This is a genomic window from Curtobacterium sp. PhB25, from assembly GCF_004365375.1.
GTDB lineage: Bacteria > Actinomycetota > Actinomycetes > Actinomycetales > Microbacteriaceae > Curtobacterium.
In genome coordinates this window covers 747,940-767,572 of the sequence record NZ_SODR01000001.1, presented here as the reverse complement: position 1 = coordinate 767,572, position 19,633 = coordinate 747,940, and the positions used below count along the sequence as shown (strand labels likewise).

Sequence of the window (19,633 nt, the reverse complement as noted above, 5' to 3'; positions counted from 1 at the left end):
GTGGCCCGGCGCCGCATCGTCGTCCTCGGCAGCACCGGCTCGATCGGCACGCAGGCGCTCGACGTCGTCGCCCGCAACCCCGACCGGTTCGAGGTCGTCGGACTGACCGCCGGCAGCAACCGCACCCTGGTCGCCGAGCAGGCCGCCCGGTTCGGCGTGCGCGACACGGCGTTCGGGGCGCAGGCCTCCGAGCGGCTCGTCCGCAGCGTCGAGGCCGACGTCGTCCTGAACGGCATCACGGGGTCGGTCGGCCTCGGGCCGACGCTCGCGGTGCTCGAGACCGGTGCGACCCTGGCGCTCGCCAACAAGGAGAGCCTGATCGTGGGCGGTTCCCTGGTGCAGCAGGCTGCAGCGCCGGGCCAGATCGTCCCCGTGGACAGTGAGCACTCGGCGATCGCGCAGGCGCTCCGCTCCGGTGCCGACACCGAGGTGCAGCGGCTCGTCCTCACGGCGAGCGGCGGTCCGTTCCGCGGCCGCACCCGCGAGCAGCTCCGCGACGTCACCCCGGCGCAGGCGCTGGCGCACCCCACGTGGGACATGGGCGTCGTCGTCACGACGAACTCCGCCACGCTCGTCAACAAGGGGCTCGAGGTCATCGAGGCCCACCTGCTCTTCGGCGTGCCGTACGACCGCATCGAGGTCACGGTGCACGCGCAGTCGATCGTGCACTCGATGGTCGAGTTCGTCGACGGCTCCACCATCGCGCAGGCCTCGCCGCCGGACATGCGTCTGCCGATCGCGCTCGGCCTGGCGTGGCCGGGCCGCGTGCCCGGGGTCGGTGTGCCGCTCGACTGGACCACGGCGAGCACCTGGACCTTCGAGCCGCTCGACGCTGACGCGTTCGGCGCCGTCGCCCTAGCGAAGCGTGTCGGTGAGCTCGGCGGGACCTTCCCGGCCGTCTTCAACGCGGCGAACGAGCAGGCCGTGGCCGCGTTCCACGCGGGCGCCATAGGGTTCCTCGACATCGTCGACACGGTCGAGCGCGTCGTCGAGGAGCACACCGCGGGTGAGCCGTCACTCGACGGCGTGCTCGCTGCGGAGCTCTGGGCCCGCGCCGCGGCGGACCGCGCGCTGACCCGCTGACGCGATCCGCGCCTCCCGTCGGTCGCATGGTCACCACGTGACGGACTGGGCCCACACCGCCGGTTCCGGCGCGACGCGCCAGCGGCGGGACGGCCGTGCCGGTGGGGAGAGGCTCAGATCACCTCTCAGACGGCGCTCGGCTCCGTCATGGCAAGCGTCCCGTACCCTTTCCCGGTGACCGTCGAAACCGTCCTGCTCTTCGTCCTCGGCGTGGTCGTCTTCATCATCGGCCTGCTGGTCTCGATCGGACTCCACGAGCTGGGGCACCTGTCCTTCGCGAAGCTGTTCAACGTCAAGGTGACGCAGTACTCGCTGGGCTTCGGCAAGGCCATGTGGTCGTTCAAGCGGGGTGAGACCGAGTACGGCATCCGCCCGATCCTGGTCGGCGGCTACATCTCGATGGTCGGCATGCTCAAGCCGCGTGCCTCCGGCCGCCCGAGTGCGATCACGAACACCGGCATGTACGGCGCGTTCGTGCAGGACGCCCGCCAGGCCAGCGCGGAGCAGATCGCGGACTCCGGCGGCGACGACTCCCGCGCGTTCTACCGGCTGACCCCGTGGAAGCGCATCATCGTGATGGTCGCTGGCCCCGCGATGAACCTGGTGATCGGGATCGTCCTGTTCGGCGTGCTGTTGTGTGGCTTCGGGTCGCCGACCACGACGTTCACCTCGAGCGTCGACTGTGTCCTGCCGACAAGCCAGACGACCGAGTGCACCTCGGGCGATGCGGAGTCGCCGGCGAAGCAGGCCGGCATCGCGTCGGGCGACGTCGTGCTCTCGGTGAACGGTGAGCAGGACCCGACCATCGCGCGCGTCTCCGAGGTGTTCCAGAAGTCGGCCGGCGAGCAGGTGACGGTCGTCGTCGAGCGTGACGGTGCCCGGAAGACGCTCGAGATCACCCCGACGACCGCCACCCGCGACGTCTACGACGCCGAGGGCAAGGTCGTCACGAACGACGACGGCACGACGAAGACCCAGCGGGTCGGTGTCGTCGGCGTCAGCATCGGGCAGTCGCTCGTGCGGCAGTCGCCGGCCGAGGTCCTGCCCGCGACGGGTGCGCAGATCGCCGCGTCGGCGCACCTCATCATCGACCTGCCGCAGCGCCTGGTCGCCGTCTGGAACGCGGCGTTCGGCGCGCAGGAGCGGTCGCAGGACAGCCCCGTGTCGGTCGTCGGCGTCGGCCGCGCGATCGGCGAGGTCTCGTCGATGAGCGGCGTGCCGGTGGTCGACAAGGCGTACACGATCCTCGGGCTGCTGGCCTCGCTGAACATCGGCCTGTTCGTGCTGAACATGGTGCCGCTGCTGCCGCTCGACGGCGGGCACATCGCCGGCGCCCTGTGGGAGGCGATCAAGCGACGGTCCTTCAAACTCGTCGGCAAGGCGGACCCGGGCCCCATCGACCTGGCGAAGACGATGCCGCTCACGATGGTCGTCGTGGTGCTGCTGGCGGGGATGAGCGCGCTGCTGATCTACGCCGACATCGTGCGGCCTGTGAACCTGTTCGGGTAGTCGCTGCGGCGCTACGCTCAGCGGATGAGCACAGCGCCCACGAACTCCGGGCCCACCACCGCCGCGCCCGAGGTCCGCACCGTTGAACGGCAGGGCCTCGACGTCATCGCCGAGTCCGACCGCAAGGGCACCCCGCGGGGACTCTTCTGGCCGTGGTTCGCGGCGAACATCTCCGTCCTCGGCATCGCCTACGGGTCGTTCGTGGTCGGGTTCGGCATCTCGTTCTGGCAGGCCACCGTCGTCTCGGTCATCGGGGTGGTGTTCTCGTTCCTGCTGTGCGGCATCGTCGCGATCGCCGGCAAACGCGGGTCGGCGCCGACGATGGTGCTGAGCCGTGCGGCCTTCGGGGTCCGCGGCAACCGGGTGCCCTCGTTCCTCAGCTGGATCCTCACCGTCGGGTGGGAGACCGCCCTCGCCGCACTGGCCGTCCTCGCGACCTCGACGGTGTTCACCGAGCTCGGCTGGGACGGCGGGGTGCTGACGAAGGTCGTCGCGCTCGTCGTGGTCGCCGCGCTCGTGGTCGGGGCCGGCGTCGCGGGCTTCGACGTGATCATGCGCCTGCAGACCTGGATCACGGTCATCACGGGGGTGCTCACGGTCGTCTACGTCGTGCTCGCGGTGCCGTCCATCGACTTCGCCGCGATCGCCGCGATGCCGACGGGCAGTGCCCAGCAGTTCATCGGTGCGCTCGTGCTCGTGATGACCGGCTTCGGCCTCGGCTGGGTGAACGCCGCTGCCGACTACTCGCGGTACCTGCCGCGCTCGGCGTCGACCGGGGGAGTCGTCGGGTGGACGACCTTCGGCGGGGCGCTCGCGCCGGCGATCCTCGTGGTCTTCGGTGTCCTGCTCGCCGGGTCCTCGCCGGACCTGAGCGCGGCGATCGGTGCCGACCCGATCGGCGCGCTCACCACGATCCTGCCGGTGTGGTTCCTCATCCCGTTCGCCCTCGTCGCGATCCTCGGGCTCGTCGGCGGCGCGGTGCTCGACATCTACTCGTCGGGCCTCGCGCTGCTGAGCGTCGGCGTGAAGATCCCGCGGCCGGTCGCCGCCGGGGTGGACGGCGTGTTCATGGTGGCGGGTGCGATCTACATCGCCTTCTTCGCGACGGACTTCGTCGGCCCGTTCCAGGCGTTCCTCATCACCCTCGGCGTCCCGATCGCCGCCTGGGCCGGCATCTTCGTCGCGGACGTCCTGCTCCGGCGCACTGCCTACGCCGAAGGCGAGCTCGACGACCGTCGCGGCCGCTACGGCGACGTCCGGTGGGGCGCGATCGCCCTGGTCGCGGTCGGCACGGCGCTCGGGTGGGGTCTGGTGACGCTGGCGTCACCGGCGTGGCTGTCGTGGCAGGGCTACCTGCTCGGGCCGTTCGGCCTCGGCGGACGCGACGGCGCCTGGGCCTACGCGAACCTCGGTGTGCTGGTCGCGCTCGTCGTCGGGTTCCTCGGCACCCTGCTGTTCGCCCGGGGCTCCGTCCGGCGCCAGGAAGCACAGCGGTGAGCGCAACGGGGAGCGAAGCAGTGAGCACGTCAGGGACCACGGGCGTCCCCGACGACGCCTGGCTCGTCGTCATCGACATGCAGCAGGTCTTCACGGGGGAGTCTCCGTGGGCGGCGCCGCGGTACGACCACGCCGGGGTCGGTATCGAACGCCTGCTGCCCCGGTTCACCGGACGCACGGTGTTCACCCGGTTCGTCGCGCCCCAGCGCCCGCAGGGCGCCTGGGTGCCGTACTACCGCGAGTGGCCCTTCGCCCTCGTGCCGGACGCCGACCCGCTGTACGCGCTGACCGAGCCCTTCGCGAGTGCGGCAGGGGACCGGAACGACCCCGTCGTGACCGAGCCGACGTTCGGCAAGTGGGGGACGGGCCTCCAGGCAGTCGTCGGTGACCACCCGCACCTGGTGCTCACGGGGGTGTCGACCGACTGCTGCGTGCTGTCGACCGCCCTGGCGGCGGCGGACGCCGGAGCGACCGTGACGGTCGTCGCGGACGCCTGCGCCGGGGCGAGCGACGCGGACCACGAGCGGGCGCTCGGCGCGATGCGGCTGTACGCGCCGCTCATCACCGTGGTGGACAGCGCCGCCCGGCTCTGAGCGTCCGGTGTGACCGGGCCGGGACGCTCGGAGCGAGCGCGTAGAGTGCTCACGTGCCCGCTGTGAACCTCGGTATGCCCAAGTCGCCCGAAACCCTCGCCCCCCGACGCAAGTCGCGCCAGATCCGGGTCGGCAAGGTGCTCGTGGGCGGCGACGCTCCGGTGTCCGTCCAGTCGATGACCACGACCCCGACGACGAACATCAACGCGACGCTGCAGCAGATCGCCGAGCTCACGGCCTCGGGCTGCGACATCGTCCGGGTCGCGGTGCCGACCCAGGAAGACGCCGACGCGCTGCCGATCATCGCGAAGAAGTCGCAGATCCCGGTCATCGCCGACATCCACTTCCAGCCGAAGTACGTGTTCCAGGCGATCGACGCCGGTTGTGCCGCGGTCCGCGTGAACCCGGGCAACATCCGCAAGTTCGACGACCAGGTCGGTGCGATCGCCGCCGCGGCGAAGGCCGCAGGCGTGTCGCTCCGCATCGGCGTCAACGCCGGGTCGCTCGAGCCGAGCCTGCTGCAGAAGTACGGCAAGGCCACACCCGAGGCGCTCGTCGAGTCCGCCGTGTGGGAAGCCAGCCTGTTCGAGGAGCACGACTTCCACGACTTCAAGATCTCGGTCAAGCACAACGACCCGATCGTCATGGTGAAGGCCTACCGCCAGCTCGCCGCCGCCGGTGACTGGCCGCTGCACCTCGGTGTGACCGAGGCCGGCCCCGAGTTCCAGGGCACCATCAAGAGCGCCACCGCGTTCGGCATCCTGCTGGCCGAGGGCATCGGCGACACCATCCGCGTGTCCCTGTCCGCGCCGCCCGCGCAAGAGGTGAAGGTCGGCCTGCAGATCCTGCAGTCGCTCAACCTGCGCGAACGCAAGCTCGAGATCGTCTCGTGCCCGAGCTGCGGCCGGGCCCAGGTCGACGTCTACCAGCTGGCGAACGACGTCACCAAGGGGCTCGAGGGCATGTCCGTCCCCCTGCGCGTCGCCGTCATGGGCTGCGTCGTGAACGGCCCGGGCGAAGCGCGCGAGGCCGACCTCGGCGTGGCGTCTGGCAACGGCAAGGGCCAGATCTTCGTGAAGGGCAAGGTCGTCAAGACGGTGCCGGAGCACGAGATCGTGCAGACCCTCATCGCCGAGGCGAACCGCATCGCTGACGAGATGGGGCCGGAGGCCGCGCTCGGCAGCCCCGAGGTTATCACCACCCCGTAGCGCGCGCTCCCCCTCGCACCGTGCGAGGCGGGGCTCGGCGCGCTGCGCTCCCGTGCGAGGTTCCGTACTCGGTGCGAGTCTCCCCGCCCGGCACCGAGTACGCAACCTCGCACCGTTCGCCCGGGACCTCGCACCGTTCGCCCGGGACCTCGCACCGTTCGCCCGCAACCTCGCACCGTTCGCCCGGGACCTCGCACCGTTCGCCCGGGACCTCGCACCGTTCGCCCCGGACCTCGCACGGTGCGAGCGCCCGCGCCGTCGGCGCACGCCGCTAGGCTGGCCCCGTGGTCACACGGCTTTCGCATCTGTTCCTCCGTACGCTCCGCGACGACCCCTCCGACGCCGAGGTGACGAGCCACAAGCTGCTCGTCCGCGCCGGGTACGTCCGTCGCCAGTCCCCGGGGATCTTCGCCTGGCTGCCGCTCGGTCTCCGGGTGCGCGCCAAGATCGAGGGGATCATCCGCGACGAGATGGTCGCTGCCGGTGCGCAGGAAGTGCTCCTGCCGGCGCTGCTGCCGCGCGAGCCGTACGAGGCGACGAACCGCTGGACCGAGTACGGCGACGGCATGTTCCGCCTGCAGGACCGCAAGGGGTCCGACTACTTGCTCGCCCCCACGCACGAAGAGATGTTCGCGCTGCTGGTGAAGGACCTGTACTCGTCGTACAAGGACCTCCCCGTCACGCTGTTCCAGATCCAGGACAAGTACCGCGACGAAGCACGCCCGCGCGCGGGTCTGCTGCGCGGTCGCGAGTTCACCATGAAGGACGCGTACTCGTTCGACCTCACCGACGAGGGCCTCGAGCGCAGCTACCAGGTCATGCGCGACGCGTACGAGAAGATCTTCGCCCGCCTCGGCCTCGAGTACGTCATCGTCAAGGCGGACGCCGGCGCGATGGGCGGCTCCAAGTCGGAGGAGTTCCTGCACCCGATCGCCGTGGGCGAGGACACCTTCGTCCGCAGCGCCAACGGCTACGCGGCGAACGTCGAGGCCTACGTCACGCCCGTGCCCGCGTCGCTGCCGATCGAGGGGCAGCCCGACGCGGTGCTCCTGCCGTCGTCGGACACCCCGACGATCGACACGCTCGTCGCCCACGCGAACGAGGTCGCCCCGCGCGACGGCGCGCCGTGGACCGCCGCGGACACGCTGAAGAACGTCGTCCTCGCCCTCACGCACCTGGACGGCACGCGCGAGGTCGTGGTCGTCGGGCTCCCCGGTGACCGCGACGTCGACCTGAAGCGCGCCGAGGTGGCGTTCGCCCCGGCCGAGGTCGAAGCCGCAGGCGACGACGACTTCAAGAAGCACAAGGGCCTGGTCAAGGGCTACATCGGCCCGCAGGTCCTCGGTGCCGACAGCGCCACGGGCATCCGGTACTTCGTCGACCCGCGCGTGGTCGACGGCACCGCCTGGGTCACCGGCGCCAACGAGCGCGGCGTGCACGTCTCCGGCCTGGTCGCCGGCCGTGACTTCGTGGCCGACGGTGTCGCCGAGGTCTCGGACGTCCGCGCGGGGGACCCGTCGCCCGACGGCTCGGGTCCGCTCGAGACCGCCCGCGGCATGGAGATCGGGCACGTCTTCCAGCTCGGCCGCAAGTACGCCGAGGCCCTGGGCCTCAAGGTGCAGGACGAGAACGGCAAGCTCGCGACCGTCACTATGGGCTCGTACGGCATCGGCGTGACGCGCATCCTGGCGATCCTGGCCGAGGCGCACAACGACGACAAGGGCCTGGCCTGGCCGAAGAACGTCGCACCGTTCGACGTGCACATCGTCGCCACCGGCCGTGACCAGGTCGCCTACGAGCTGGCGACGTCGATCGTCGCCGAGCTCGAGGGTGAGCGGTTCGACGTGCTCTACGACGACCGTCCGAAGGTGTCGCCCGGCGTCAAGCTCCGCGACGCCGAGCTGCTCGGCATGCCGATCGTGGTCGTCGCCGGCCGCGGCGCCGCCGACGGCGTCGTCGAGCTGTGGAACCGGGCCAGCGGCGAACGCCGCGACGTGCCGGTCGCCGAACTGCTCGACGCGGTCCGCGCGATCTAGCGGGTCGCGTCCTGGACGCGACCACCCGACGGACGGGAGGCCCGTGGCGACGCCGCCACGGGCCTCCCGTGCATCCGTGCTCGGGTCCGCGAGCCGCAGTGCGGTACGCTTGTGGCCGACTTCTGCGACGGTTCCATCCGCAGGAGCGACTCATCTGAATACGGAGGCACCTCGGTGAAGATCGATCTCGCAGTCCTGCGACTCATGGAGCGCGAGCGGGAGATCCCGTTCGACGAACTGGTCCAGATCATCGAATCTGCCATCCTGACCGCCTACCAGAAGCACGCCGAAGAGAACGGCGAGCCGGCCCACGCGCAGTCGCGTGTCGAGCTCGACCGCAAGTCCGGCGAGGTCAGTGTCTACGTCCCCGAGCTCGACGACGAGGGCACCGTCATCGGTGAAGCCGTCGACCAGCCGAGCGACTTCGGTCGCATCGCGGCCTTCGCGGCGAAGCAGGTCATCAACCAGCGCCTGCGCGACATCGGTGACGACAAGATCCTCGGCGAGTTCCGCGGCAAGGAAGGCGACATCGTCGCCGGTGTGGTCCAGCAGGGCCCGAACCCGCGCATGGTGATGGTCGACCTCGGCACGGTCGAGGCGATCCTGCCGCCCGAAGAGCAGGTGCCGGGCGAGTCCTACGCGCACGGTTCGCGCATCCGCGTGTACGTGACGAGCGTCGCCCGCGGCAACAAGGGTCCGCAGATCACGGTGTCGCGCACGCACCCGGGCCTGGTCCGGAAGCTCTTCGCCCTCGAGGTGCCGGAGATCGCCTCGGGCATCGTCGAGATCACGTCGCTCGCGCGCGAAGCCGGTCACCGCACGAAGATCGCGGTCAAGGCGAACGAGCCCGGCGTCAACGCGAAGGGTGCCTGCATCGGCGAGCTGGGCGCGCGCGTGCGTGCGGTCACCAACGAGCTGGGTGCCGAGAAGGTCGACATCGTGGACTGGTCCCCGGACCTGTCGGCGTTCGTCGCGAGCGCCCTGTCGCCGGCCAAGGTGACCAGCGCCTTCGTGCTCGACGCGTCGACCAAGGCCGTCCGCGCACTCGTGCCGGACTACCAGCTGTCGCTCGCGATCGGCAAGGAAGGGCAGAACGCCCGCCTGGCTGCCAAGCTCACCGGGGCCCGGATCGACATCCAGCCGGACTCCATCCTGGACGGCGACGACTAGGCGATTTCGCCGCCGGCGTGCCCAGAAGGGCGCGCCGGATCGCGGACGTCCGAGGCAAGGAGTAGAGTGGTTCCCGTCAGAACGTGCATCGGCAGTCGTCGTCGCGCTTCCCGATCCTCACTCCTCCGAGTCGTCGCCCTGAGCGATGGCCGCGTCGTGGCGGATCCGAAGGCAGTCATGCCGGGCCGGGGAGCATGGCTCACACCGACCGTCGATGCCTACGATCTGGCCGTCAAGCGCAGGGCTTTCCGCCGTGCGCTCCGGTTGGATCGCGATCCCGACACGTCCGCGGTGCTCGACCACATCGTCGGCCTCTCACGAGCGTCGACCGAGCGCCCGGACATGACAGAACAGGCTGAACGGCTTATGGACAACTGATGAGCGGCTCGAAATGAGACCCGTCATCCATTGAGTCCTGCCCTTTACGGGGTGGGACCCGTGAAGGAGAACAGTGGCTAAACCACGCGTACACGAGATCGCAAGCGAACTCGGCGTCGACAGCAAGACCGCACTCGAGAAGCTCAAGGAGCTCGGCGAGTTCGTCCGGGGTGCCAGCTCGAGCATCGAGCCCCCCGTTGCCCGGAAGCTCCGTGCCGCCCTGCAGGCGGACGGTGTCCCGGCATCCAAGCCCGCAGCCTCGGCCCCCGCGCCGAGCACGCCGGCCAAGAGCAGCACGCCCGCGTCCGGCGCGCCGAAGCCCGGTGGCCCGCGCCCCGGCCCGGTCCGTCCGGCACCCGCACCGGAGCCCGAGGTCCAGGCAGCACCTGCTGCCGAGGACGTCCCGGCCCCGGCCGCACCGAAGTCCGTCGCCCAGCGACAGGCCGAGGCCGAGGCCGCACAGAAGGCCCGTGCCGAGAAGGCCGCCGCCGAGCAGCAGGCTGCCACGCAGCCGGCCGACTCGACCGGTGACGAGCCGAAGACCGACGCGGTGAAGCCTGGCTCGAGTGCCAAGCCCGCCGCTGCCGGCCCGAAGCCCGGTGGCCCGAAGCCCGGCGCACGTCCGGGCAACAACCCCTACGCGTCGAACCAGGGCATGGGCTCGCGCCCGCCGCGCCCCGGCAACAACCCCTTCGCCTCGAACCAGGGCATGGGCCAGCGCCCCGCCGCTGGTGCCGGTGGAGCGGGCATCCCGCGTCCGCAGCCCCCGCGTCCCGGCGTCCCGCGTCCGGGTGCACCGCGTCCGGGTGGACCCGGTCAGGCGAACCGTCCCAACGGCTTCGGGCAGCGCCCGGGCCAGGGTGGCGGTCGTGGCGGCCCCGGTGGCGCCCGTCCGGGTGCCGGCGGCGGTGCCGGTGGCGGCTTCCCGCGTCCGGCCTTCAGCGGCCCTCGTCCCGCCGGTGGCGGTGGCCGTGGTCGTGGCCCCGGTGGTGGTACCGCCGGTGCGTTCGGTCGCGGTGGCGGCAAGAGCCGTGCCCGCAAGTCGAAGCGGACGAAGCGCGCCGAGTACGAGATGCGTCAGGCCCCGTCGCTCGGCGGTGTGCAGGTCCCTCGTGGCGACGGCAACACGGTCGTCCGACTCCGTCGCGGTGCGAGCATCTCGGACTTCGCGGACAAGATCGACGCCATGCCCGGCAACCTGGTCACGGTGCTGTTCCACCTCGGTGAGATGGCGACCGCGACCGAGTCGCTGGACGAGGCGACGTTCGAGGTCCTCGGTGACGAGCTGGGCTACAAGATCCAGATCGTCTCGCCCGAGGACGAGGACAAGGAGCTCCTCGAGGGCTTCGACATCGACATCGATGCCGAGTACGCCGACGAGGACGACTCCGTCCTGCAGGTCCGTCCCCCCGTCGTGACCGTCATGGGTCACGTCGACCACGGTAAGACGCGACTGCTCGACGCGATCCGGAACTCGAAGGTCGTCGAGGGTGAAGCCGGTGGCATCACCCAGCACATCGGTGCGTACCAGATCGTCACCGAGCACGAGGGCATCGAGCGTCCGATCACGTTCATCGACACCCCGGGTCACGAGGCCTTCACGGCCATGCGTGCTCGTGGTGCGCAGGTCACCGACATCGCGATCCTCGTGGTCGCGGCGGACGACGGCATCATGCCCCAGACGATCGAGGCGCTGAACCACGCGCAGTCGGCCAACGTGCCGATCGTGGTCGCGGTGAACAAGATCGACAAGGAAGGCGCGAACCCGGCCAAGGTCCGCCAGCAGCTCACCGAGTACAACCTGGTGGCGGAGGAGTACGGCGGAGACGTCATGTTCGTCGACGTCTCGGCTCGGCAGAACATCGGCATCCAGGACCTCCTGGACGCCGTGCTGCTCACCGCTGACGCCGGGCTCGACCTGCGTGCGAACCCCGACAAGGACGCCCGCGGCGTCGCGATCGAAGCGCGGCTCGACAAGGGCCGTGGTGCGGTGGCGACCGTCCTCATCCAGTCCGGAACGCTGCACGTCGGCGACGCCATCGTGGCGGGCACGGCCTACGGCCGCGTCCGTGCGATGACCGACGAGAACGGTGTCGCGGTCAAGGCCGCCACGCCGAGCCGCCCGGTCCAGGTGCAGGGTCTGTCCTCGGTGCCCCGCGCCGGTGACACGTTCCTCGTCACCGAAGAGGACCGCACGGCACGTCAGATCGCCGAGAAGCGTGAAGCCGCCGAGCGCAACGCCCAGCTGGCCAAGGCCCGCAAGCGCATCTCGCTCGAGGACTTCACCCGTGCACTCGAAGAGGGCAAGGTCGACTCGCTCAACCTCATCATCAAGGGTGACGTCTCCGGTGCCGTCGAGGCACTCGAGCAGTCGCTCCTGGACATCGAGGTCGACGACAGTGTCCAGCTCCGCATCCTCCACCGCGGTGTCGGTGCGATCACGGAGTCGGACATCGACCTCGCCACGATCGACAACGCCATCGTGGTCGGCTTCAACGTCCGTCCGGACGTCAAGGCCCGCGAGCGTGCGGCGCGCGAAGGCATCGACGTGCGCTTCTACTCGGTCATCTACAACGCACTCGACGACATCGAGCAGTCCCTCAAGGGCATGCTCAAGCCCGAGTACGAAGAGGTCCAGTCCGGTGTCGCCGAGATCCGCGAGGTCTTCAGCTCCTCGAAGTTCGGCAACATCGCGGGTGTCATCGTCCGCTCCGGCACGATCACGCGCAACGCCAAGGCGCGCGTCATCCGTGACGGTGTGGTCCTGGCCGACGGGCTGGCGATCGAGTCGCTCCGTCGCTTCAAGGACGACGTCACCGAGGTCCGCACGGACTTCGAGGCCGGTATCGGTCTCGGCAAGTTCAACGATCTCCAGATCGGTGACGAGATCGAGACCACCGAGCTCGTCGAGAAGCCGCGCGACTGATCGTGTGACTACCCTGGGCCCCGGCCTCCCTTCGCGGGAGGTCGGGGCCCGACCCCTTTCCACGCAGAACCACCGGCGGGAAACGTCCCGCCACTGCCTCAGGAGGCACCCATGGCCGATCCGCAGCGCGCACGCAAGATGGCGGACCGCATCAAGGAAGTCGTCGCACGCCGTCTCGACAAGGGTCTGCGCGACCCGCGTCTCGGGTTCGTGACGATCACCGACGTCCGCGTGACCGGAGACCTGCAGCACGCATCGGTCTTCTACACCGTGTACGGCACCGACGAGGAGCGCGCCGACTCCGCCGCGGCACTCAAGGCCGCGACCGGCATGCTCCGCTCCGAGGTCGGCAAGAACATCACGGCGCGGCTCACCCCGTCGCTCGAGTTCATCGCCGACGCACTGCCGGAGACCTCGGCGCACATGGAGGACCTGCTCGTGCAGGCCCAGGTGCGTGACGAGCAGGTGCGAGCTGCGTCGGTCGGTGCGACGTTCGCCGGCGACGCCGACCCGTACAAGCACGACGAGGACGAGGACGACGAGTCCGACGACGAGCAGGACGTGGCGCGGGCGTAGCCCGACGAGCGTCCGAGCGCCCCGCTGCACCGTGTGCGGCGGGGCGCTCGTGCGTCGTGCCCGGCGGAAACGTCAGGCGTCCGGCAGCCGGTACCCGGTGGCGTCGTCGCCGACCGCCAGTCCGTCGCGCAGCAGCGACGCGAGCGCTCGGTCCCGCTGATCGGCGTCCGGCCAGACCGGTTCGATCTCCGACCGGGTGACCGGCACGTCGCTCGCGCGCAGCTCGGCCATGATCAGCCCGCGCACCTGCCGGTCGCTGCCGGCGAACTTCGCCTGCTTCGGGGCGCGTGGCCCGTCGTGTTCGGGGTACCCGGCCGCACGCCAGGCGCAGCGGTCCGCGATCGGGCACGCGTCGCACGCGGGGGAGCGGGCGACGCACACGAGCGCTCCGAGTTCCATCACCGCCGCGTTCGTCGCAGCGGCGTCGTCGCGGTCGGCCGGCAGCACGGACTCCATCAGGGGCAGGTCGTCCTTGGCCTTCGCCGGCCCGGGCTCGCCCTGGCCGAGGAGCGCGCGCTTCAGGACCCGCCGCACGTTGACGTCGACGACCGGGTGCCGGTCGCCGTACGCGAACACGGCGACGGCCCGCGCCGTGTAGTCGCCGATCCCCGGCAGCGCGAGCAGCGCCTCGACGTCCCGTGGGACGACGTTGCCGTGCTCGGTGGCGATCACCGTGGCCGCCGCGTGCAGCGCGAGCGCGCGTCTCGGGTAGCCGAGCCGGTCCCAGGCACGCACCGCGTCCGCCGGGGGCGACGCCGCGAGGTCCGCAGGCGTCGGCCACCGGGTGAGCCACGCCTCCAGTCGGGGGATCACGCGCGCGACCTGCGTCTGCTGCAGCATGATCTCGCTGACCAGGGTGCCCCACGCGGGGAAGCCGGGACGACGCCACGGCAGGTCGCGGGCCTCCTGTCGGAACCAGGTGGTCAACGGGGTCGCGATGTCGGGGACGCTCGCGTTCTCCACATCTGGCCGGGAGGCCCTGCTCGCGTTCACCACGACAGCCTACGGTGGACGCATGGCACGCTGGGCACCCGAAGAGACCGACACGATGGCCGCGATCGCTGCTGAGGTGATCGCGCAGGTCGGCACGAACCGGACCGTGATCGGCATCGACGGGCAGGACGGCACCGATCTCGAACACGTCGCCGCCACGCTGGTGGCCGGCTTCGAGCAGCACGGGGTGTCCGCGATGGCCGCGACGGCGCCGTCCGCCGATCCCGACACGCTGCGCGACGAGGCGGTCGCCCCGTTCCGCACCACCGGCGCCGGTGACGGCGTGCTGGTCGTGCACGGGCCCGGACTGCTGGCTCCCGGTGTCCGCGGGCTCTGGCGCTGGTCGCTGTGGGTCGAGCAGGAAGCCGGCCGGCTCGAACGTCGGGCGGACGTCAAGATCGCCGCCTCCGCCGTCCTCGACGTCACCGATCCCGAGCACCCTCGTCGCGAGTGGAACGACGCCTGCTGACCGGCGCTGGTAATCTCCTCTGGTGCTCGAAACCGTGCCGGACGGCATCCTCCTCGTCGACAAACCGCAGGGGATCTCCAGCCACCGCGTCGTGTCGATCGCCCGCCGCCGCCTCGGTCTGAAGAAGGTCGGGCACGCGGGGACCCTCGACCCGATGGCGACCGGGCTGCTGCTCCTGGGGATCGGGCACTCCACCCGGTTGCTCACCCACCTGGTGGGCCTCGGCAAGACCTACACCGCCACCATCCGGCTCGGCGTGTCCACGGACTCCGACGACGCCGACGGCACCCCGACCGCCGCGACCGGCGTCGCCGCAGCGGACGTCTCGGACGAGTCCGTCGAACGCGCCGTCGCCCTGCAGCGCGGCACGATCGACCAGGTCCCGTCCACCGTCAGCGCGATCAAGGTCGACGGGCGCCGCGCGTACGACCTGGCGCGCAAGGGCGAGACCGTCGAGCTGAAGTCCCGCACGGTCACCGTCTCGCGGTTCGACGTCACCGGCCGGAACGACCGCACCGTCACGGTCGACGGTGCCGAGGTGGCGGTCGTCGACCTCGACGTCGTCGTGACCTGCTCGTCCGGCACGTACGTCCGGGCCCTCGCACGCGACGTCGGCGCCACCCTCGGCACCGGCGCGCACCTCACCGCGCTCCGTCGCACCCAGGTCGGTCCGTTCGACGTGGCCGACGCGATCGACCTCGAGGACGACGCCGTCGACGTCCGCGCGGCGCTCGCCCGTCCGGCCGACGTGGCACGCCGGTTGTTCTCGTCGGTGTCGCTCGACGCGGCCGCGGCGAAGGACCTGACCGACGGCAAGCGCGTCGCAGCCGACCACCCCGACTCGGACGAGCCGGTGGCTGCCGTGGCCGTCGACGACGACCGCCTCGTCGGACTGGTCTCGGTCCGGCGCGGACTGCTCCGGGTCATCACGAACTTCCCGGCGCCGGCTGCTCCGGCGTCGCAGAACGGGGCGCACGCGTGATCGAGTGGTTCATGTGGGTCCAGCTCGTCGTCGCGGTCCTGGCCGGGCTGTTCGCCGTCGTGGTCGGGTTCATCGGCTGGAAGCCGAACGACTACACCGTGGGGTCCCTCGCGCTCATCGAGGTCCTGCTCCTGGTGCAGGGCGTCATCTCGATCGTGCTGCCCGCGACGGGCAGCCCGCCGGACGGCAACGCCCTCGAGTTCGGGGTCTACGCCGTGTCGGTGCTCCTGGTGCCGCCGGCGACCATCGTCTGGGCGCTCGTGGACCGCACGAAGTGGAGCACCGTCGTCCTCGGCGCCGGCGCCTTCACCGTCGCGGTGATGATCTACCGGATGTACCAGATCTGGTTCGCCCTGAACTGACGCCGAGCGTCATGGTGGTCCGCGCACGTCGGTAGAATCGGTGCAATGGCGACCAGATCCTCACTCGCGACCGGCATCGGCCGCGTCCTCATCGCCGTGTACGGCATCCTCGCCCTGGCGGCGACGGGCCGGAGCGTCGTGCAGATCATCGAGAAGTTCTCCTTCGCGCCGTTCGCGTACACGGTGAGCGCCATCGCCGCCGTCGTGTACATCGTGGCGATGATCGCCCTGATCGTGCCCGGACGCTTCTGGTACCGCGTCGCGTGCGTCACGATCGTGTTCGAGATGACCGGCGTCCTCGTCATCGGCACGCTCTCGCTGTTCGACCGGCAGCTCTTCCCCGACGACACGATCTGGTCGTACTACGGCATGGGCTACGCCTTCGCGCCGCTGGTCCTGCCGATCGCCGGACTCTGGTGGCTCCGCAAGCACCACCGCACCGCGACGGTCGAACCGGTGCCCGCATCGACCACCGCCCCCGTGGGCGAGTAGGAGCAACCGTGCAGTTCTACGACGACATCGCCGACGTGGCCGAGGGCTTCGGTCCGAGCGCCGTCACGATCGGCAAGTTCGACGGCGTGCACGTCGGACACCGCGCGGTGATCGCGCACCTGGAGCGCGCCGCCCACGAACAGGGCCTGGTCGCCACCGTGGTGACGTTCGACCGGCACCCCCTCAACGTCATCGACCCGCAGCACGTCCCGCCGGCCCTCACGAGCACGGCGCAGCGGCGCGAGCTCCTCGACGACGCCGGGGTCGACGCCACCCTGCTGCTCCGCTTCGACGAGGAACTGCAGTCGAAGTCGCCCGAAGCGTTCGTGTCCGAGATCCTCGTCGACACCCTGCACGCCCGGCTCGTCTTCGTCGGCAGCGACTTCCGCTTCGGGGCGAAGGGTGCCGGCGACGTCGCCCTGCTCCGCACCCTGGGGGAGCAGCACGGCTTCACGGTCGAGCTCATCGACGACGTCGACCTGGTGGACGACGTCCGCCCCGACGGCGAGCGGCGCGTCTCGTCGACCTGGATCCGCGAACTGCTCGGCGACGGGCGGGTGGCCGAGGCCGCCCGGCTGCTCGGGCGTGAGCACGCGGTCCGCAGCACCGTCGTGCACGGCAACCAGCGCGGGCGCGCCATGGGGTACCCGACGGCGAACCTCGACCCGGCGTTCGAGGGGTTCGCACCGGCCGACGGCGTCTACGCCGCGCGCGTGCTGCACGACGGCACGGTGTACCCGGCGGCCGTCTCGGTCGGCAACAACCCGACGTTCGAGGGCGTGCCCGCCAAGCAGATCGAGGCGCACCTGCTCGACGTCGACCTCGACCTGTACGGCGATCGCATCTCGGTGCTGTTCGTCTCGTACGTCCGCGGCATGGTGAAGTTCGACTCGATGGACGAGCTCGCCACGCAGATGCGGCAGGACGACCTCGACATCCGGTTGCTGCTGGGCCTGCCCACGCCGGTCTGAACGGCGGCGCCACACCGGACGCCAGCAGACAGTGCCCACACGGCACCACACGACGACGCCCCCGCGACCGATCGGTCACGGGGGCGTCGTCGTGTGCAGTGACTAGCTGCCGAGGGCGTCGAGCCAGATCTTGCGGGCGTCGAGCGCTTCCTGGGCGTCCTTGATCTTGCGGGCGTCGCCGGAGGCCTGCGCGTCGGCGAGCTCGGACTCGAGCTTGCCGATGGCGTCCTCGAGCTGGCTGGCGAGTCCGGTCTGCCGGGCCTTGCGCTCCGGGTTGGACTCCTTCCAGTGCGCGTCCTCGAGCCCGCGCACGTGGTCTTCGATCGCACGCAGGCGGTCCTCGATGCGACGGACGTCCGCGCGGGGGACCTTTCCGACCTCGTCCCAGCGGCGCTGGATGCCGGTCAGGGTCTTGCGCGCCGCCACCCGGTCGGTCGCCTTGAGCAGCGGCTCGGCCTCGGTGAGCAGGGCCTGCTTCGCCTCGAGATTGCCCGAGAACTCCTCGTCCTCCGCCGCGCTCTCGGCGTGGCGCTGCTCGAACAGCACGTCACCGGCGGCCTTGAACCGCGCCCAGAGGGCATCGTCGTGGCGCTTGCCGGCGCGCCCGGCGTTCTTCCAGTCGTCGAGCAGCTGGCGGTAGTCCGGGATCGCGTCGGACCCGCGCGAGGCGAGTGCCTCGGCCTGGGTCACGAGTTCCTGCTTGCGGGTGCGGGCGTCGCGGTGCTGCGCGTCGAGCTCGGAGTAGAACGCGCGACGGTGCTGGTCGACGGTGGACCGCGCTGCGCGGAACCGCTTCCAGAGCTCGTTGGCCTCGTTCTTGGGGATGCGCGGGCCGTCGTGCTGGTGCTGCTGCCAGCGGGCGAACACGTCGTCGAGCTGCGCCGTGATCTGCTTCCACTGCGCGCGTGCCGGGTCGACCGCCGCGAGCGCCTCGGCCTCTTCGACCAGGGCCGCACGGTGCGCCAGGGCGTCGTTCAGCGCCTGCTGCGCCTGCTCGGCCTGCTCCTTGGTGAGCGAGCCGAGCTGCTCGGTGAGCGCGCCCACTCGGGTCTCGAGCGACTTGATGTCACCGACCACGCGGGCTTCGGCCACCAGGGTCGTCAGGTGCTCGACCGTCCGGGCGACGTCGTTCGCCGACGCACCACGCTGGACGCGCTGCTCGGCGATCTTCACCTGCCCCTCGAGGTCGGCGTACTTCCGCGCGAAGTAGGCGAGGGCTTCTTCGGGGGTGGCGTCCGGGTACTCACCGACAGCACGTTCGGTCTCTTCGTACCGGACGTACACGGTCCCGTTCTCGTCGACCCGCCCCCAGGTCGTTGCTTCGTCAGATCCCACAGGTCTCGCCTCGATCGTGGTCGTGCATCGCCGACGTCACCGTCGGCACGGTCAGGTCGTCAGCCTATTGCACGGACGGGCTCCGCGGCCCGCCGGACGCGACGGCTTGTGGACTACTTCTCCTGGGCGATGGTCGCGGAGGTGATCGTCGTCGCCACCTTCGGCTCACCGGTGCCGTCGTCACCAGGTGACGAGATGCCCTTCGCGGCGATCTTCGACTCGAGTTCGGACAGGCCGCTCGTGACCTTCCCGACGACCGTGTAGCCGCCCGTGGAGCCGTCGAGCGTGGTGTCGCCGTAGACGATGAAGAACTGGGTCGACTGCGAGTACGGCGACGTCGACCGCGCGATCGCGATGGTGCCCTCGTCGTAGACGCCGTCGCTCGGGACGTTCTCGAGCGGGCCGTACTCGAACCCGGCGTCGCCCGTGCCGTCGCCGTTCGCCGAACCGCACTGCAGGAACTTCAGCCCGTCGCTGTCGGCGAGCCGGTGGCAGGTGGTGCCGTTGTAGAACTGCTCCTTGATCAACGAGATCTCGACGCTCGCGGCCTGCGGGGCCTTCTCGCCGTCCAGTTCGATGCCGAGGTCGATCGACTTGTTGAGCGTCAGTGAGCCCGTCCAGGTCGCGCCCTTCGCGATCTCCTTGCTCGGCACGTCGCCCGTGTTCGCCGCCGTGGCGCTGGCCGAGGGCGTCGGTGTGGCGGTGGCGCTCGCGCTGGCGTCCGCCGACCCGTTCCCCTGCGAGCCCGCGAAGGCGAGCTGCGACCCGGTGGCCAGGGCGGCGACCAGCACGAGGACACCGGCGCCGACCAGGTTGTCGCGCACCCGCCGGCGGCGCTGCCGGTCGTGGAGTCCCTGGCGGGCCTGGTAGAGACGGAGGCGCTCGCGCGCCTCGCGGTTGTCGCGCGCTGGGTTCTTCGGTGCCACGGTGCTGTTCTGCCCTCTCGTCGCAGTGTGGAACGAGCGTATCCGAGTCGTCACCATCAACGGCCTGGGAGGCGCGGGGCTGTCAGTGGGTCGGCCTACGATTGGTGCATGGCAGCGGACCGTTCGA

The 19,633-nt window shown here is 70.7% G+C and carries 18 protein-coding genes; 15 read left to right on the top strand and 3 right to left on the bottom strand.

Annotated elements, in window-relative coordinates; genetic code table 11:
• The 10 genes from dxr (at window position 1) to rbfA (ending at window position 12,976) form a co-directional block, all read left to right on the top strand.
• A complete protein-coding gene (gene dxr, locus EDF51_RS03520; protein WP_132100290.1) occupies window positions 1–1,083 on the top strand; it encodes a 1-deoxy-D-xylulose-5-phosphate reductoisomerase in 1,083 nt (360 codons plus the stop codon).
• Window positions 1,084–1,257: 174 nt separating this feature from the next.
• The gene (locus EDF51_RS03515; protein WP_208321812.1) at window positions 1,258–2,592 is read left to right on the top strand and encodes a site-2 protease family protein; all 1,335 of its coding nucleotides are present in this window, start codon (window positions 1,258–1,260) and stop codon (window positions 2,590–2,592) included.
• A gap of 24 nt (window positions 2,593–2,616) precedes the next feature.
• Window positions 2,617–4,089, top strand: coding sequence for a cytosine permease (locus EDF51_RS03510; RefSeq protein ID WP_134193851.1), 1,473 nt, complete (start codon window positions 2,617–2,619; stop codon window positions 4,087–4,089).
• A gap of 20 nt (window positions 4,090–4,109) precedes the next feature.
• Window positions 4,110–4,682 (top strand): cysteine hydrolase, encoded by a 573-nt coding sequence (locus tag EDF51_RS03505; RefSeq protein ID WP_133937035.1) that lies wholly within the window; start codon window positions 4,110–4,112, stop codon window positions 4,680–4,682.
• A 74-nt stretch (window positions 4,683–4,756) separates the two neighbouring features.
• Window positions 4,757–5,890, top strand: a complete 1,134-nt coding sequence (ispG, locus tag EDF51_RS03500) for a flavodoxin-dependent (E)-4-hydroxy-3-methylbut-2-enyl-diphosphate synthase (protein WP_111083888.1) — start codon at window positions 4,757–4,759, stop codon at window positions 5,888–5,890.
• 284 nt (window positions 5,891–6,174) lie between these two features.
• Window positions 6,175–7,926, top strand: coding sequence for a proline--tRNA ligase (locus tag EDF51_RS03490; RefSeq protein ID WP_134193849.1), 1,752 nt, complete (start codon window positions 6,175–6,177; stop codon window positions 7,924–7,926).
• Between the two features lie 174 nt (window positions 7,927–8,100).
• Complete coding sequence (gene nusA, locus EDF51_RS03485; RefSeq protein WP_134193847.1) at window positions 8,101–9,096, top strand: transcription termination factor NusA; 996 nt, start codon at window positions 8,101–8,103, stop codon at window positions 9,094–9,096.
• A 66-nt stretch (window positions 9,097–9,162) separates the two neighbouring features.
• Entirely contained in the window at window positions 9,163–9,474 is a 312-nt protein-coding gene (locus EDF51_RS03480) for a YlxR family protein (protein ID WP_111083891.1), read from the top strand.
• Between the two features lie 73 nt (window positions 9,475–9,547).
• Window positions 9,548–12,400, top strand: coding sequence for a translation initiation factor IF-2 (infB, locus tag EDF51_RS03475; protein WP_123339727.1), 2,853 nt, complete (start codon window positions 9,548–9,550; stop codon window positions 12,398–12,400).
• A 111-nt stretch (window positions 12,401–12,511) separates the two neighbouring features.
• Window positions 12,512–12,976, top strand: a complete 465-nt coding sequence (gene rbfA / locus EDF51_RS03470; RefSeq protein WP_123294301.1) for a 30S ribosome-binding factor RbfA — start codon at window positions 12,512–12,514, stop codon at window positions 12,974–12,976.
• Between the two features lie 72 nt (window positions 12,977–13,048).
• Here rbfA and EDF51_RS03465 read toward each other — a convergent pair whose 3' ends face one another.
• On the bottom strand, window positions 13,049–13,903 hold the full coding sequence (locus EDF51_RS03465) for an A/G-specific adenine glycosylase (protein WP_185094196.1): 855 nt from the start codon (window positions 13,901–13,903) through the stop codon (window positions 13,049–13,051).
• 88 nt (window positions 13,904–13,991) lie between these two features.
• On the opposite strand from EDF51_RS03465, the gene EDF51_RS19770 reads away from it, so the two are divergent.
• The 5 genes from EDF51_RS19770 to EDF51_RS03440 are packed head-to-tail and all read left to right on the top strand — an operon-like array spanning window position 13,992 to window position 17,245.
• Window positions 13,992–14,438, top strand: coding sequence for a hypothetical protein (locus EDF51_RS19770; RefSeq protein WP_166673483.1), 447 nt, complete (start codon window positions 13,992–13,994; stop codon window positions 14,436–14,438).
• 22 nt (window positions 14,439–14,460) lie between these two features.
• On the top strand, window positions 14,461–15,420 hold the full coding sequence (truB, locus tag EDF51_RS03455; protein ID WP_131846500.1) for a tRNA pseudouridine(55) synthase TruB: 960 nt from the start codon (window positions 14,461–14,463) through the stop codon (window positions 15,418–15,420).
• On the top strand, window positions 15,417–15,782 hold the full coding sequence (locus tag EDF51_RS03450) for a hypothetical protein (RefSeq protein WP_123937787.1): 366 nt from the start codon (window positions 15,417–15,419) through the stop codon (window positions 15,780–15,782). Before truB ends, EDF51_RS03450 begins: the two co-directional genes overlap by 4 nt.
• Window positions 15,783–15,827: 45 nt before the next feature.
• Window positions 15,828–16,274 (top strand): hypothetical protein, encoded by a 447-nt coding sequence (locus EDF51_RS03445; RefSeq protein WP_123339724.1) that lies wholly within the window; start codon window positions 15,828–15,830, stop codon window positions 16,272–16,274.
• Between the two features lie 8 nt (window positions 16,275–16,282).
• Window positions 16,283–17,245 (top strand): bifunctional riboflavin kinase/FAD synthetase, encoded by a 963-nt coding sequence (locus EDF51_RS03440; protein WP_123937788.1) that lies wholly within the window; start codon window positions 16,283–16,285, stop codon window positions 17,243–17,245.
• A 102-nt stretch (window positions 17,246–17,347) separates the two neighbouring features.
• Here the strand turns inward: EDF51_RS03440 and EDF51_RS03435 are convergent, their stop codons facing one another.
• Window positions 17,348–18,580: a DUF349 domain-containing protein gene (locus tag EDF51_RS03435; protein ID WP_173168634.1), complete on the bottom strand. Its 1,233-nt coding sequence runs from the start codon at window positions 18,578–18,580 to the stop codon at window positions 17,348–17,350.
• Window positions 18,581–18,693: 113 nt separating this feature from the next.
• Window positions 18,694–19,506, bottom strand: a complete 813-nt coding sequence (locus EDF51_RS03430; protein ID WP_134193845.1) for a peptidylprolyl isomerase — start codon at window positions 19,504–19,506, stop codon at window positions 18,694–18,696.
• Window positions 19,507–19,633: the final 127 nt, after the last annotated feature.

Coding starts and splice junctions, on each gene's coding strand:
- EDF51_RS03510 (WP_134193851.1), top strand. CDS start 2,617: ATGAGCACAGCGCCCACGAACTCCGGGCCCACCACCGCCGCGCCCGAG.
- ispG (WP_111083888.1), top strand. CDS start 4,757: ATGCCCAAGTCGCCCGAAACCCTCGCCCCCCGACGCAAGTCGCGCCAG.
- rbfA (WP_123294301.1), top strand. CDS start 12,512: ATGGCCGATCCGCAGCGCGCACGCAAGATGGCGGACCGCATCAAGGAA.
- EDF51_RS19770 (WP_166673483.1), top strand. CDS start 13,992: ATGGCACGCTGGGCACCCGAAGAGACCGACACGATGGCCGCGATCGCT.
- EDF51_RS03445 (WP_123339724.1), top strand. CDS start 15,828: ATGGCGACCAGATCCTCACTCGCGACCGGCATCGGCCGCGTCCTCATC.